This is a genomic window from Agrobacterium vitis (assembly GCF_013337045.2).
GTDB lineage: Bacteria > Pseudomonadota > Alphaproteobacteria > Rhizobiales > Rhizobiaceae > Allorhizobium > Allorhizobium vitis_B.
Genome location: NZ_CP118259.1, coordinates 3677657 through 3691324, shown reverse-complemented (window position 1 = coordinate 3691324; position 13668 = coordinate 3677657). Strand labels below are relative to the sequence as shown.

General features: G+C 57.6%; 15 protein-coding genes. 9 read left to right on the top strand and 6 right to left on the bottom strand.

From position 1 onward, the window contains the following. Positions 1-6: 6 nt before the first annotated feature. From upp to G6L01_RS17355, 6 genes are all read right to left on the bottom strand, one after another. Complete coding sequence (gene upp, locus G6L01_RS17380; RefSeq protein ID WP_060719365.1) at positions 7-636, bottom strand: uracil phosphoribosyltransferase; 630 nt, start codon at positions 634-636, stop codon at positions 7-9. A gap of 84 nt (positions 637-720) precedes the next feature. Further along, positions 721-1719: an adenosine deaminase gene (locus G6L01_RS17375; RefSeq protein WP_070163971.1), complete on the bottom strand. Its 999-nt coding sequence runs from the start codon at positions 1717-1719 to the stop codon at positions 721-723. Then, the gene (locus G6L01_RS17370) at positions 1716-2936 is read right to left on the bottom strand and encodes a phosphopentomutase (RefSeq protein WP_070163972.1); all 1221 of its coding nucleotides are present in this window, start codon (positions 2934-2936) and stop codon (positions 1716-1718) included. Before G6L01_RS17370 ends, G6L01_RS17375 begins: the two co-directional genes overlap by 4 nt. 146 nt (positions 2937-3082) lie before the next feature. Beyond that, positions 3083-3667, bottom strand: coding sequence for a TadE/TadG family type IV pilus assembly protein (locus G6L01_RS17365; protein WP_070163973.1), 585 nt, complete (start codon positions 3665-3667; stop codon positions 3083-3085). Then, positions 3664-4287, bottom strand: a complete 624-nt coding sequence (locus G6L01_RS17360; protein WP_070163974.1) for a TadE/TadG family type IV pilus assembly protein — start codon at positions 4285-4287, stop codon at positions 3664-3666. Before G6L01_RS17360 ends, G6L01_RS17365 begins: the two co-directional genes overlap by 4 nt. A gap of 232 nt (positions 4288-4519) precedes the next feature. Then, positions 4520-4915, bottom strand: coding sequence for a pilus assembly protein N-terminal domain-containing protein (locus G6L01_RS17355; protein ID WP_234624736.1), 396 nt, complete (start codon positions 4913-4915; stop codon positions 4520-4522). Between the two features lie 426 nt (positions 4916-5341). On the opposite strand from G6L01_RS17355, the gene G6L01_RS17350 reads away from it, so the two are divergent. From G6L01_RS17350 to G6L01_RS17310, 9 genes are all read left to right on the top strand, one after another. After that, the gene (locus G6L01_RS17350) at positions 5342-5527 is read left to right on the top strand and encodes a Flp family type IVb pilin (RefSeq protein WP_012654669.1); all 186 of its coding nucleotides are present in this window, start codon (positions 5342-5344) and stop codon (positions 5525-5527) included. 187 nt (positions 5528-5714) lie between these two features. After that, positions 5715-5900, top strand: a complete 186-nt coding sequence (locus G6L01_RS17345) for a Flp family type IVb pilin (protein ID WP_070163975.1) — start codon at positions 5715-5717, stop codon at positions 5898-5900. A 202-nt stretch (positions 5901-6102) separates the two neighbouring features. Next, entirely contained in the window at positions 6103-6621 is a 519-nt protein-coding gene (locus G6L01_RS17340; RefSeq protein ID WP_070163976.1) for an A24 family peptidase, read from the top strand. A gap of 110 nt (positions 6622-6731) precedes the next feature. Further along, positions 6732-7541 carry a Flp pilus assembly protein CpaB gene (gene cpaB, locus G6L01_RS17335; RefSeq protein WP_012654666.1) on the top strand — a complete coding sequence of 270 codons (810 nt, stop codon included), beginning with the start codon at positions 6732-6734 and terminating at the stop codon, positions 7539-7541. A gap of 14 nt (positions 7542-7555) precedes the next feature. After that, entirely contained in the window at positions 7556-9115 is a 1560-nt protein-coding gene (locus G6L01_RS17330) for a type II and III secretion system protein family protein (protein WP_420359826.1), read from the top strand. 11 nt (positions 9116-9126) lie between these two features. Continuing rightward, positions 9127-9819, top strand: a complete 693-nt coding sequence (locus G6L01_RS17325) for a CpaD family pilus assembly protein (RefSeq protein ID WP_070163978.1) — start codon at positions 9127-9129, stop codon at positions 9817-9819. A 26-nt stretch (positions 9820-9845) separates the two neighbouring features. After that, complete coding sequence (locus tag G6L01_RS17320) at positions 9846-11132, top strand: CpaE/TadZ family protein (protein ID WP_070164058.1); 1287 nt, start codon at positions 9846-9848, stop codon at positions 11130-11132. Between the two features lie 48 nt (positions 11133-11180). Continuing rightward, on the top strand, positions 11181-12659 hold the full coding sequence (locus tag G6L01_RS17315; RefSeq protein WP_070163979.1) for a TadA family conjugal transfer-associated ATPase: 1479 nt from the start codon (positions 11181-11183) through the stop codon (positions 12657-12659). 4 nt (positions 12660-12663) lie between these two features. Beyond that, positions 12664-13668 carry a type II secretion system F family protein gene (locus G6L01_RS17310; RefSeq protein WP_070163980.1) on the top strand — a complete coding sequence of 335 codons (1005 nt, stop codon included), beginning with the start codon at positions 12664-12666 and terminating at the stop codon, positions 13666-13668.

Sequence of the window (13668 nt, the reverse complement as noted above, 5' to 3'; positions counted from 1 at the left end):
AAAATTTTACTTGGTGCCGTACATCCGGTCGCCAGCATCGCCAAGACCCGGCACGATGTAGCCCTGCTCGTTCAGATGGCTGTCGATAGACGCCGTAAAGATCGGCACGTCTGGATGGGCTTCGCGGAAATGCTTCAAGCCCTCAGGAGCTGCCAACAGGCAGACGAAACGCAGGTTTTTGGCGCCGCGCTCCTTCAGCTTATCGACGGCAGCAATGGAGGAATTGCCGGTGGCCAGCATCGGATCGACGACAATCACCAGCCGCTCCGACAGGTTTTCCGGGGCCTTGAAGTAATATTCGACCGGCTGCAAGGTCTCATGATCGCGGTAGACACCGACATGCGAGACACGGGCGGAGGGGACCAGATCCAGCATGCCTTCCAGCAGGCCGTTTCCGGCGCGCAGAATGGAGGCGAACACCAGCTTCTTGCCTTCCAGCACCGGTGCTTCCATTTCCACCATCGGCGTTTCGATGGTTTCCACGGTCAGTTCCAGATCGCGGGTCACTTCATAGCAGAGCAGCGTCGAGATTTCCCGCAACAGCCGGCGAAAGCCCGCCGTCGAGGTTTCCTTGCGGCGCATGAAGGTCAGCTTGTGCTGCACCAGGGGGTGATTGATGACTGTGACGCCGTCCATGGGAAACCTCTTGTCTCTTCCGCTCTATTCCTGACTGTGATGTTTCTTCCAACGAATCGGTGGGATGAGCAAGGCTTGCAGCCGTTAAATCGCTGCCTCATCCCCAGAACCAGCCACTTGCAGCCGCCGCAACAGGTTTTGGCGGGTCGCCTCATCCACGAAAGCCGCTTCGATCGCCGTGCGTGTCATGGCATCGATCTCGACGTCCGAAAATCCCATCTCCGCAGCGATGGCATAGTCATTGGCCAGCGATGTGGCGAAAAACGGCGGATCGTCGGAGTTGATGCATATCCGCACCCCGGCATCAGCCAAGTCGCGCATGGGATGGCTGGCATAATCCTCAAACACCTTGAGCGCGATATTGGAAGCCGGGCAGACTTCCAGCACCACGCCCTCATCCGCCAGCCGCTGTACCAGATCAGCGTCCTCAATCGCGCGCACGCCATGGCCAATCCGGCTTGGACGCACCAGATCAAGCGCGTCACGAACGCTGAAAGCTCCACAGAGCTCGCCCGCATGGATGGTAATGCCATAGCCCGCTTCACGGGCGATGTCGAAGGCCGGGGCGTAATCCGCCACTCGGTTCATCCGCTCCTCACCCGCCATATTGAAACCGGTGATCAGCGGATGGTGGTAATCGGCCAGCCATTTCGCCCGGCGCAGGACGTTTTCCGGCCCCAGATGCCGTTCGCCGATAATCACCATCCGGCATTCGATACCGGTCTTGACCCGGGCCGCGACAATGCCCTCCGCCAACCCTTCGATATAGGCTTCGGCGGACAGTCCCACCGCCTCGCCATGGTCAGGCGAAACAAATAGCTCGCTATAGATCGTATTGACGCTCGCCAGTTCGCTCAGATAGGCCTCAGCCAGGGCGGCAAAATCCTCTTCGCTGCGAAACACCGAGGCGACAAAATCATAGGCCGCTATGAAACTGGTGAAATCCTCCCAGACATACGCGCCATTGCGGATAAAACTGCTGGCGTCGATACCGTATTTCTCGGCTTGGGCCGCGACCAGAGCCGGAGGCGCCGCACCTTCGATATGGCAATGCAATTCGGCCTTCAACAGCGATGCGGTCATAGGAAACTCCCGCCATGGCGACCCGGAGCAATGCCGAGATGGGCCGCAATTGTCTCACCGATATCCGCATAGGTGTCGCGAATACCGAGAGAACGCGCCCGGATGCCGGGACCGAACGCCATGATCGGCACCCGCTCACGCGTATGATCGGTGCCACGCCAGGTCGGATCGCAACCATGATCGGCGGTCAGGATCACCATGTCGCCGGGGATAAGCTTGCGGTAGACATCCGGCAGCCAGAGATCGAAGGCTTCAAGCGCCGCAGCATAGCCCGGCACATCGCGGCGATGGCCGTAGAGCATATCGAAATCGACGAAATTGGTGAAAACCAGATCGCCCTCTGCTGCCTCATCCATCACCGCCAGCGTCGTCTCCATTAGTGCGGCATTGCCATTCGCCTTGATTTCGCGGCCCGTCCCCTGATGGGCGAAGATATCACCGATCTTGCCAATCGCATGCACCGTGCGGCCCGCTTCACTCAGCCGGTCGAGCAGCGTCGGCTCCGGAGGCAGGACCGAATAATCCCGCCGATTGCCAGTGCGTTGGAAATTCGAAGCGCTATTGCCGATAAAGGGGCGGGCGATCACCCGGCCAATCCTGTAGGGGGTCAGCAACTCCCTGACAATTTCGCAGAGCCTTAGCAAACGCTCCAACCCGAACACGTGCTCATGGGCGGCAATCTGGAAGACGCTGTCGGAGGATGTGTAGCAGATCGGCTGGCCCGTTCGGCAATGCTCTTCGCCCAACCGGGCCAGGATGTCAGTGCCGGAGGCATGACAATTGCCGAGGATTCCGGGAAGATCGGCGCGTTTGCAGATCTCGGCGACGAGATCGGCTGGAAAGGCATCGCCTTCTTGCGGGAAATAACCCCAGTCGAACATGACCGGCGTGCCAGCAATTTCCCAATGGCCGGACGGTGTATCCTTGCCCCGGGACACTTCATTGGCCGCACCGTAAAGACCAAAGACCCGCTCCGGCAGGTCCATGCCCGCAGGCAGGCTGCCGCTGGCCAGGCTGGCAATCTGCAACAGGCCCAGCGCCGACAGGTTCGGCAACATCAGGGGTCCGGCTCTCAGGCCATCGCGGTCTCCGGCACCGGCGGCGCAGAATTCTGCGATATGGCCCAGCGTATCGGCCCCCTCATCGCCATAGGCTGGCGCATCGGGGGCGCCGCCGACACCGAAGGAATCGAGAACAAACAGAAAGGCTCGCGCCATGCTTCACCCGTCAGCCCGGTCTTGCCTTGCATTTCACCTTGAACCACTTCGGGATTAAAATGAAATCAGGCAGCATCGGGCAGTTGAATATCAATCGGACGGATTGAATAGACATTTAGGCAGGCAATGGCAAATCTCTGATCAAATCAGCAATCCGAGCAGGCAATTTCACCGTTCTCCCGCTGACGGAAGTAATAATCCCTGGCGATGGTAATGGTGTTGACGCTCGATCCCGAAAATCCCGGCAGATAGGTGACAAGCTCATGCGGCACAGTCAGCTCCGCGTGGACAAAAAAGGCATTGGCAGCCGCCATGCCGGACGGAAGTGTCACCGTTGCACCTGTTTCATAGGGTTTGGATCCATCCTGCGCCCAGGACCAGGCAATCGTCGCCTTGACATTGCTGTCCACCTTGATGCCGGTGATCTTCAGCGCATAGCCCGTGGTCGCTGTTGGCGCGAACATGGCTTTCAGCACATCCGGCATAGTCGCCAGAAAGGTCTTGTTGACCGTTGTCTGCTGGCGCGCGACGATATCGGCGATGGCCCCGGCGCTGGTGGTGGCGCGCTGGGAAACGCTGAGCGCCATGGTGAGTTCGAACGCCCCCAGATACAGAACCAGAAGCAAGGGCACGATGAGGGCAAACTCCACCGCGCCCACGCCGGATCGATCCACGGCCAATCGCTGGAAAGGTCTGCACAGACGCAACATCAACACAGATATCGACCTCATGGATAATTCTCGTTCTGGAATGCCATGGTCGACACGATCAGATAATCTGAGTTGCTGGAAACGCCGGGGCGATGGATCGTGGCGATATAGGGACGGACAAGATCCGTGGTGACCGGCCAATAATAAAAGGCGCGCAGCATATTGATCGAACTTGCTCCACCCGGCGTGAAGGCAAAACTGGACGTATCGAGACTGCCCGCCGTCGTGGCGATGGTGGTGGGCATGGCAGAAAACGCCGAGAAGGTTCGCACATCGAGCCAGAGCCGGTTGGGCGTCGCGACTTCATCCGCGTCGCAGGTGAGGAGAAAGGAAATCTCGTTGCAGAACAACTGACGGAATTCCGTGGCCGTTTTATCGGTGCTACGGGCCTGGTTATAGGTGATATTGCCGGTGCGCAATTGCCTGCCGAGCGTGTCGACCGCTGAATTGACGGTCTGCTCCGCAATGAAAGCCACGAATGTTTCCAGAATGGCAAAAATGATCAGGAAGTAAGGAATGGCCAGAATGGCGAATTCGATGGCCGCCGATCCGTCACGGGAACGACGCAAACGCCTGGCCGCTAATATCCATCTGCGCCATCGTCCGTCGCGTTTGTCACGGGTGCCATCTGGAAAGACCATCGCTGAATGCCGGTTGTTGTGCCTGATAGCAAGCTAGGGCTGGATCTATTTAATTTTCGTTGCCGAATTCCTTCAGTTTGAACAGGATGATACGGAAACGACCAAAAAATTAATTTTAGATATTCTGAATAAATTCATGTTATTACTGCATGATTTCTTATGCAGGAGCGAATTCAGGAAAGATATAGCCGATAACGCCCGCCATATCCGCCCAGTGTTTTCGCGCTTACCGCTATTGGGCGGTGACGCTTGACGTACTGTTGCTGGAGGACGCATCTCCAGTGGAATTTCCAGACTGCGAATGCTGCTCGCAGCTTGGCGTGCAGGACAGAACGGTGCGTTGCGTCTGTTTGTATAGCCGCACTGTATTGGCTTCATCGATAGAGACAAGAATGCGCTCGTCGAAAATCGCATTGCCCTGGCTGTCAAGCAGAACCAAATTCGTCGTTCCGAAGCTTCGCCCCGTCAACACGATGGTTTTCGGGTCTGCCACGGTGGCATCGGCGACTTTCTCATTGCCGATGATGACCTTGCTGACCGGCCGATCGAGTTTGAGAATGCGGGCCTGGTTCATGACCACGCGCAAAAGCGGGTCTTCAGCATGCGCTGTGCCGGAAACTGTCGACATTCCCGCAAGCAATAACGCAAAACAGCAGCGAAACGACATCGTCAATGTCATGGAAAATATTTCTCTCGTGCAGATCAGATCCATAGATTGAGATAAAATGGTAAATGAACCCTAAAGCCACCGTCTCCTGTCAGGACATAATACGGTTCATCTCGCAATAAACACTGGCATATCAGCGGCCACAACTGACACATACTTGCATAATTTTGCATGTAAACATGCTGTAGGCTGGCCTTTTTCCGGAGTGAATACAATTTTTCCGACTATCTTTCGGCTTCATTTACCACACTGAAATCAAGCTGCCGTTCAAGGATAATTAACTTGTTTTCTTAAGGCGATAGCAATGCGGCGACCTGTAATTTCAGCTCAACCGGACAACAAAAATAGTTGGCGGATAAGAAAAACCTTATGGAGCAGGAGAAGAGCATGTCCAAGATTTTCGCACGTTTTATGAAGGACGAATCCGGCGCAACCGCCATCGAATACGGTTTGATCGCCGCTTTGATTTCCGTCGCACTCGTGGCTGGCGCAACGTCGCTCGGCTCGAGCCTGAACAATACGTTCACCAATCTGACTACGCAGATGAATAAGGCGGCCACAGCATCCAAGTAATGTCGTTGCTAAAGCTGATAAGATATTAGGGCATTTTCTTGTCTGAAAATTCTTAAAACTTTAGAATATCTCACCGGTTCAATGCAGAGTGAAATACCCTAACAGGATGCCGATCTGCATTTTTACGTCAACCGATCAGTAGAAACATTTCACTGATCAGAACAACACTGTGGAGCATGAAAAGCGCATGTCCAAGTTTTTCGCACGTTTTATGAAAGATGAATCCGGTGCAACGGCCATCGAATACGGCCTGATCGCCGCTCTGATTTCCGTTGCACTCGTTGCTGGCGCAACCACACTCGGTACCAGCATTGGCAACACCTTTAATAACCTGACAACGCAGATGAATAAGGGTGCGGACGCAACCAAGTAAGCTTGAAACGAGCCGCCTCAAGGCTATAAGAGCCGCCTCGCAAGGGCGGCTTTTCTCTTTAATGGACGGGAGAGCTTACCTTAAATATTTCCCACCCCAAATATTCTGAGTGACCAGAATTTTCAGTCCAGAGAATGATTCGGTAATGGCTTTGCGCCATGGTCGATTCTTTAAAATCACGTCGTCAAAGGGTTCATCCGCCATGCTGGCTGTCACGCTGTCACTGATTTTTCCTCTTTGTCTGGCGCTGGCGGCCTTTACAGATCTGTTCGAGATGAAGATCCCCAATGCGATCCCCCTTGTGCTGCTTATCGGTTTTGCCATCCTCGCTCTGGTGTTGGGCCTGCCTATAGGATTGGCCGGACTGCATCTCACGGCGGGTCTGATCGTGTTTTTCGGTTGCTTCACGCTGTTTGCATTAAACGTCATGGGCGGCGGCGACGCCAAGCTTTTGACGGCTGCTGCCGTATGGTATGGTTTCAATATCAGCCTGGTGGAATTTCTGATTGAAGTCGCGGTGTTCGGCGGCGTGCTGACCCTGATGATCCTGGCTTTGCGCAGCCAGGCCAATACAGTAATGGCCCTTGGACTGCGCCTGCCGCGCTCGCTGATTGTCGAGAAAAAAATTCCCTATGGTATTGCCATCGCCATTGGCGGTTTTTGCAGTTTTCTCAGTGCCCCAGTGGTGACATTGGCCTTGGCGACAGTTTCGCCGAACTAAATCCGGCAATATTTTGTTAACCACGCCAGTAAGGCGGTTGTTAACTATAATTACACCAATTTCTGTTCTTTTCGACCTTAAGAAAGCTTCCGCCGACTTAAGGACAGACCATGAAGCCCGCCCGCATTCTCATTCTCTTCGTCGCCGTGGCCGCGGCCGGTCTGGCCGGTCTGCTGGCCATGGGGCTGAGCGGGCAAAAGCGCGTCGTGGTGCAGCAATCCGAGCCTGTGGTGACGAAGGAACCGACCACCAAGGTGCTGATCGCCGCCGCCAGCCTGCCGGTCGGCGCCCGCCTGACCGATAAGGCCATGCGCTGGATGGACTGGCCGAAGACCGACCTGGTCGACGGTTTCGTGACGGAAGAGAACCGTCCCCAGGCCTTGAGCGACCTCGCCGGGCTTGTCGTGCGGCTACCGATTTTCGAAGGTGAGCCGATCCGAATCGAAAAGATCGCCGACGCCTCCAGCCGGACCCTTTCAGCGCTGCTTCCAGCCGGAAAGCGGGCAATCTCCACGGAAATTTCCGTGGCAACCGGTGCTGGCGGCTTCATCCTGCCCAATGACCGGGTCGACGTAATCATGGTCCGCAAGGGCGATAACGATAACCATCTGACCGAAACCGTGCTGTCCAATGTCCGCGTTCTCGCCATCGACCAGCAGATCGAGGAAAAGAACGACGGCACCCGTTCGGTCATCGGCACCACCGCAACACTGGAACTCACACCGGAGCAAACCAAGGTGCTGACGGTTGCCCAGCAGATGGCCGAGCGCCTGTCACTGGCGCTGCGCTCAGTGGCGGATGCCCAGGAGCAGGACAATAGTTCCGCCAGCTACCTGCTGAGCGGCGATAGCGGTGGGCCACAGGTGCAGGTCATCAAATCCGGGCAGATCGTCAAGAGCGCGGGAGCTGCAAAACAATGAACGGACGATTTTCCATGCGCCTCGCCCCTGCCCGCCTGCTGCGGATCATGATCACCGGCAGCCTTTCGCTCGGCCTGTCGATTACCGGCTTGCCGGGAGAAAATATGCTTGTCTGGCGTGCCGACGCGCTCGCCGCCGGTGCCCAGAGCCTGGTGCGCATCGCCCAAACCGGCCCCGGTGTGCGGCGTGACCTGAAGCTTGGCCTCAACAAGGCCATCGTCGTCGATCTGCCGGAAGATGCGCATGATATCCTGGTGGCCGATCCGGAACTGGCCGATGCCGTCACCCGCACCTCCCGCCGGATCTATCTGTTCGGCAAGAAGGTCGGCCAGACCAATATTTTCATTTTCGGGGCGGATGGCCGCGAGATCGTCAGTCTCGATCTGCAAATCGAACGGGATATCGAGGGTCTGCAAACCAACCTGAGCCGGTTCATCCCTGAGTCCAATATCAAGGTCGAGATCATCTCTGACAACGTGGTGCTGAGCGGCACAGTGCGCACCCCGCAGGATTCGTCGCGGGCCGTCAGCCTAGCCAAGGCTTTCCTCCAGGGTGGTGAAGCCACCACCCGCGGAGAAACCGCAACCAGCAACAGCAGCGGCGACGGAGCGGTGGCGATCTATGCGGAAGATCGTCAAACCTCGCAGATCGTCAACATGCTGACCATCGAAGGCGAAGATCAGGTCACGCTGAAAGTCACCGTTGCCGAAGTCAGCCGTCAGGTGCTGAAACAGCTTGGCGTCAGCGCCAGCGCTACGGATGGCACCAGCGGCATCAGCTACGCCAATCCTTCCAACCTCGGCAATTCCGTCGACGTCGGCGGGACCGCCACGATTTCCAAGACCTTCGGCAGCTTTGGCATCAGCGCTTATGTCAACGCCATGGAACAGGCGGGTGTGATGCGCACGCTGGCTGAGCCCAGCCTGACGGCAATTTCCGGTGAACAGGCGAAATTCTATGTTGGCGGCGAATATCGTCTGGCAGCCGGCCAGGAAATCAGCACCGACAGCACCACCGGGGAGAAAACCGTCTCTCGCACGACCTCGACCGTCGATTACGGTATTCAGCTGAACTTCCGGCCAGTCGTGCTGTCTCCGGGCCGTATCAGCCTGGCGATCGAAACCAATGTTTCCGAACCGACCTATGAAGGATCGGTGGTAGAGGGCAATTCGGATGCGTCCATCCCTGGTTCCACCTATCTGTCGATCCGCAAGCGCGAAGCCTCGACCACGGTCGAGCTGCCCTCCGGTGGATCGATTGTGATTGCCGGTCTGGTTCAGGACAATGTCCGTCAGGCCATGTCTGGACTGCCGGGTATTTCGAAAATCCCGATCTTCGGCACGCTGTTTCGCAGCAAGGATTTCGTGCGCAACGAAACCGAACTGGTGATCATTGCCACGCCCTATCTGGTCCGGCCCGTCACCCGCAATGCGCTGGCGCGTCCCGACGACAATTTCAATCCTGCCGGAGACGGCGCCATGTATTTCCTGAACCGCGTCAACAAAGTTTACGGTCGCAAGGAAGCCACGGCAAACGGCGCCTATCACGGCACCGTCGGCTATATTTACAAATGAGGGCGGACACGATGATACTTCACCCTACCTTGTCCGTCACACGCGCTTGCGCGCTCCTCCTCGGATTGATGGCCATCCTGCCGCTTAGCAGCTGCGGCGGCATGAAAGACGAGATGTCCACCGGCTCTATCCCAGACGATTACCGGACCCGCCACCCGATCATCGTCACCGATGTCGAGCATTCGCTGGATCTTCCGGTCGCGCAGGGCTCAGGCCGCCTGACGATCGGCATGAGCGATGCGGTGACGGGCTTTGCCCAGGATTACCGCAATGCGTCCACCGGCTATGTGCAGATTCTGGTGCCACAAGGATCTCCCAATACAATGGCGGCCTCCAGCATCGCTCGCCAGGTGCGCAGCCTGCTGGTATCCAAGGGCATTGCCGCCCCCAAAATCGTTGAACGGCCTTACCGGATCGGCGCAACAGGTGATGCCGCGCCGATCCGGCTGAGCTATGTCGCAACCACGGCGGTGGCTGGACCGTGTGGCCAATGGCCGGAGGATCTCTCCAACGACACGGCGCAGAACAAGAACTGGCAGAATTTCGGCTGCGCCTCCCAGGCCAATCTGGCCGCGCAGGTGGCCAGCCCGACGGACCTGATCGCGCCGCGCGGTATGACGCCGATCGATGCCGAGCGGCGCTCGACGGTGATCGACAATTATCGCGACGGCAAGGACACCTCAACCACGACATCCACGGATTGATCGACAAGGATCGCGGGGGCAGGCTGATGAATACCATCAAATACGATATCGCCGGATCGAAAGAAGACGGCCTGGCTGCGGAGCCAGTGAGAACCGGCAATCTCGAGCAATTGCGGCCCTTGCCGCGCATTTCCGTCCATGCTTTCTGCATCTCGGACAGTGTGCTGGCAGTGATGGAAGAGGCCGCCCGTGACCGGCGCATGACAAAGGTCAGCATGCGGGTAACAAGCGGCGGCATTTCGGCAGCGGTCAATATGTTTGCGGGGGCGCCGACCCCCAATCTGGTCATTCTGGAAACCGATGCGAAGCCTGAGAACCTGCTTTCCGAGCTGGCGCCGCTGGCCGATGTCTGCGATCCCTCGACCCGTGTCATTGTCGTCGGACGCTATAACGACATCGCTCTTTACCGCGAATTGATGCGCAACGGCGTCTCCGATTATATCGTTGCGCCGGTCAGCATGGCCGACGTCATCGGGGCCTTGTCATCGATCTTCATCGACCCCGATGCCGAGCCGCTTGGGCGCAGCATTGCCTTCATAGGCGCAAAAGGCGGCGTCGGCTCCTCCACCATCGCCCATAATGCGGCCTTCATGATCGCCTCGCTGTTTTCCTCCGAAACCATCCTGGCCGACCTGGACCTGCCCTATGGCACGGCCAATATCGATTTTGATCAGGACCCGGCCCAGGGCGTAGCCGAAGCGGTCTTTGCTCCGGAGCGCCTGGACGAAGTGTTTCTCGACCGGCTGCTGACCTCCTGTTCGCAAAACCTGTCCCTGCTGGCCGCCCCCTCCCTGCTGGACCGGGCCTATGATTTTGAGCGCGGCGCCTTCCTACCGCTGTTGGAAACCCTGCAACGCAGCGCCCCAGTCGCGGTTCTGGACCTGCCGCATAGCTGGAATGAATGGACGCTGGCGCTGCTGGCGGAAGTGGATGAGATCGTCCTGACCTGCGTGCCGGATCTTGCCAATTTGCGCAACGTCAAGAACCTGCTCGATGCCTTGAAGCGGTTGCGGCCGAACGACAAGGCACCGCATCTGATCCTCAATCAGGCCGGTATGCCGAAACGGCCGGAAATTTCGCCCAGCGATTTTTTCGAACCGCTGGACATGCAGCCAGCCGCGATCATTCCTTTCGATATTCAGCTGTTTGGCAATGCAGCCAATAGTGGCCGAATGATCGCCGAGATCGACGCAAAAAGTCCGACGGCGGAGACGTTCTCGCAGCTCGCCCATCTCATCACCGGACGGGTCAGTATCAAGAAGCCGAAAAGACCGGGTCTCAGCACGATCTTCGCCAAGCTGGCCCGCAAGTAAACATGCAACCGAGGGCGTCTCGCATAGACGCCCGACTGGAACGAGACAATGTTCGGTAAACGAGGAAATGAAGGGTCTGTAAAGTCCGGTTCCGGCATGGCGCCGCCGGTCTCGGCACTGTCATCGCCCGGCATGCCAGCATCCGTGTCGGCCTCCGGACGGATCGAACCGGGTCGGGCCGAGCCACCCAGGCCAGCCGCTCCCGCCGATCCCGCGCAGCGTCGTCGCCAAAACCGGACCGAGGATTATTACGATACCAAGAGCCAGGTTTTTTCGGCGCTGATCGACACGATCGACCTGTCGCAGCTTGCCAAGCTGGACGCGGAAAGTGCGCGCGAGGAAATCCGCGATATCGTCAATGATATCATTTCCATCAAGAATTTCGCCATGTCGATCTCCGAGCAGGAAGAGCTGCTCGACGACATCTGCAATGACGTGCTGGGCTACGGCCCGTTGGAACCCTTGCTGGCCCGCGACGATATTTCCGACATCATGGTCAATGGTGCTGGCCAAACCTTTATCGAAGTCGGCGGCAAGACCATCGAATCGGACATCCGGTTTCGTGACAATTCCCAGCTTCTCTCGATCTGCCAGCGCATCGTCAGCCAGGTTGGCCGCCGCGTCGATGAGAGCAGCCCGATCTGCGACGCCCGCCTGCCGGATGGTTCGCGCGTCAACGTGATCGCTCCGCCGCTGTCCATCGACGGTCCGGCGCTGACGATCCGTAAATTCAAGAAGGACAAGCTCAATCTCGACCAGCTGGTCAAGTTTGGTGCCATTACGCCGGAAGGTGCGCAAGTCCTGCAAATCATCGGGCGGGTGCGCTGTAATGTGGTGATTTCCGGCGGCACCGGCTCGGGCAAGACCACCCTGCTCAATTGCCTGACCCGTTATATTGACGCCGACGAACGGGTAATCACCTGCGAAGATACAGCAGAATTGCAATTGCAGCAGCCGCATGTCGTCCGGCTGGAAACCCGCCCGCCGAATATCGAGGGCGAAGGCGAAATCACCATGCGTGATCTCGTCAAGAACTGCCTGCGCATGCGGCCGGAACGAATCATCGTCGGCGAGGTGCGCGGATCGGAGGTCTTCGACCTGTTGCAGGCGATGAATACCGGCCATGACGGCTCAATGGGCACCATCCACGCCAATACCCCACGCGAATGCCTGAGCCGTATGGAATCGATGATTGCCATGGGCGGCTATTCCCTACCGGCAAAGACCGTGCGCGAGATTATTTCCGGCTCGGTCGACATCATCATCCAGGCCGCCCGTCTGCGCGACGGGACACGCCGCATCACCCAGATTACCGAGGTGGTGGGGATGGAGGGCGATGTGATCATCACCCAGGACCTGATGCGCTTTGAAATGGAAGGCGAGGACCTGACCGGCAAGATCATTGGCCGCCATGTCTCCACCGGCATTGGCAAGCCGCATTTCTGGGAACGCGCCCGCTATTACAACGAGGAACGGCGCCTAGCGGCGGCGCTCGACGCCATGGAACAGAAAACCGGTGTAGTCTAAGCCCATGAACATCAATGTGCTCGCCATCGTGCTTCTTGCAGCCCTCGCGGCGGGATCGCTGGCCTATGTCCTGTTGTTTTCACGGGTGCAGGCCGACAAGAAAACCGCCACACGCCTCGCCCGGGTGAAAAATGCGGAAGCCGATACCGCCAAGAAACAGGTGGCGCGCGACCGGGTTCAGGAGCTTTCCAAGCGACGCAAGTCCGTGCAGGACACGCTGAAGGAAATCGAACGCAAGCAGAATGAGAAAAACAAGAAAATCTCCAACCAGTCGCTGAAACAGCGGCTCAGCCAGACCGGCCTTGATGTCAGCCTCACCCAGTTCAGCATTGCCAGCACCACCCTTGGCCTGGTGTTTTTCTGCCTGTGCTTTGTCCTCGGCATGTCCCTGTTTGTGTCCTTGGGTATCGCCTTTACGGCGGGTGCCGGCCTGCCGCGCTGGATCGTCAGTTTCCTGATCCGCCGACGCCAGGAAAAATTCCTGACAGAATTTCCCAATGCGCTGGACGTGATGGTGCGGTCGATCAAATCTGGCCTGCCGCTCAATGATTCCCTGAGGATGATCGCTGTCGATGCGCAGGAACCGGTCAAAACCGAGTTTCGTCGTGTGGTCGATGCCCAGCAACTGGGCATAACGGTGCCGGAAGCCTGTGCGCGCATGTTCAATTCCATGCCCCTGCAAGAGGTCAGCTTCTTTGCCATCGTCATCGCCATCCAATCCCAGGCGGGCGGCAATCTCTCCGAGGCATTGGCCAATCTGTCGAAAGTGCTGCGCGAACGGCGAAAGATGAAAGCCAAGGTCAGCGCCCTGTCCATGGAAGCCAAAGCATCGGCGGTGATCATCGGCGCGCTGCCCTTCATCGTCGCCTTTCTCGTCTACATCTCTTCCCCCGCCTATATCATGGTGCTGTTTACCGACCCGCGCGGCCATATGATTTTGGGAGTGTCGGCGGTGTGGATGTCGATCGGTATTCTTGTCATGCGCAATATGATCAATTTCGACATTTGA

What these genes read in the sequence shown, in the direction of transcription:
- upp (WP_060719365.1), bottom strand. Translation starts at nt 636, where the DNA reads ATGGACGGCGTCACAGTCATCAATCACCCCCTGGTGCAGCACAAGCTG.
- G6L01_RS17375 (WP_070163971.1), bottom strand. Translation starts at nt 1,719, where the DNA reads ATGACCGCATCGCTGTTGAAGGCCGAATTGCATTGCCATATCGAAGGT.
- G6L01_RS17370 (WP_070163972.1), bottom strand. Translation starts at nt 2,936, where the DNA reads ATGGCGCGAGCCTTTCTGTTTGTTCTCGATTCCTTCGGTGTCGGCGGC.
- G6L01_RS17365 (WP_070163973.1), bottom strand. Translation starts at nt 3,667, where the DNA reads ATGAGGTCGATATCTGTGTTGATGTTGCGTCTGTGCAGACCTTTCCAG.
- G6L01_RS17360 (WP_070163974.1), bottom strand. Translation starts at nt 4,287, where the DNA reads ATGGTCTTTCCAGATGGCACCCGTGACAAACGCGACGGACGATGGCGC.
- G6L01_RS17355 (WP_234624736.1), bottom strand. Translation starts at nt 4,915, where the DNA reads ATGTCGACAGTTTCCGGCACAGCGCATGCTGAAGACCCGCTTTTGCGC.
- G6L01_RS17350 (WP_012654669.1), top strand. Translation starts at nt 5,342, where the DNA reads ATGTCCAAGATTTTCGCACGTTTTATGAAGGACGAATCCGGCGCAACC.
- G6L01_RS17345 (WP_070163975.1), top strand. Translation starts at nt 5,715, where the DNA reads ATGTCCAAGTTTTTCGCACGTTTTATGAAAGATGAATCCGGTGCAACG.
- G6L01_RS17340 (WP_070163976.1), top strand. Translation starts at nt 6,103, where the DNA reads ATGCTGGCTGTCACGCTGTCACTGATTTTTCCTCTTTGTCTGGCGCTG.
- cpaB (WP_012654666.1), top strand. Translation starts at nt 6,732, where the DNA reads ATGAAGCCCGCCCGCATTCTCATTCTCTTCGTCGCCGTGGCCGCGGCC.
- G6L01_RS17330 (WP_420359826.1), top strand. Translation starts at nt 7,556, where the DNA reads ATGCGCCTCGCCCCTGCCCGCCTGCTGCGGATCATGATCACCGGCAGC.
- G6L01_RS17325 (WP_070163978.1), top strand. Translation starts at nt 9,127, where the DNA reads ATGATACTTCACCCTACCTTGTCCGTCACACGCGCTTGCGCGCTCCTC.
- G6L01_RS17320 (WP_070164058.1), top strand. Translation starts at nt 9,846, where the DNA reads ATGAATACCATCAAATACGATATCGCCGGATCGAAAGAAGACGGCCTG.
- G6L01_RS17315 (WP_070163979.1), top strand. Translation starts at nt 11,181, where the DNA reads ATGTTCGGTAAACGAGGAAATGAAGGGTCTGTAAAGTCCGGTTCCGGC.
- G6L01_RS17310 (WP_070163980.1), top strand. Translation starts at nt 12,664, where the DNA reads ATGAACATCAATGTGCTCGCCATCGTGCTTCTTGCAGCCCTCGCGGCG.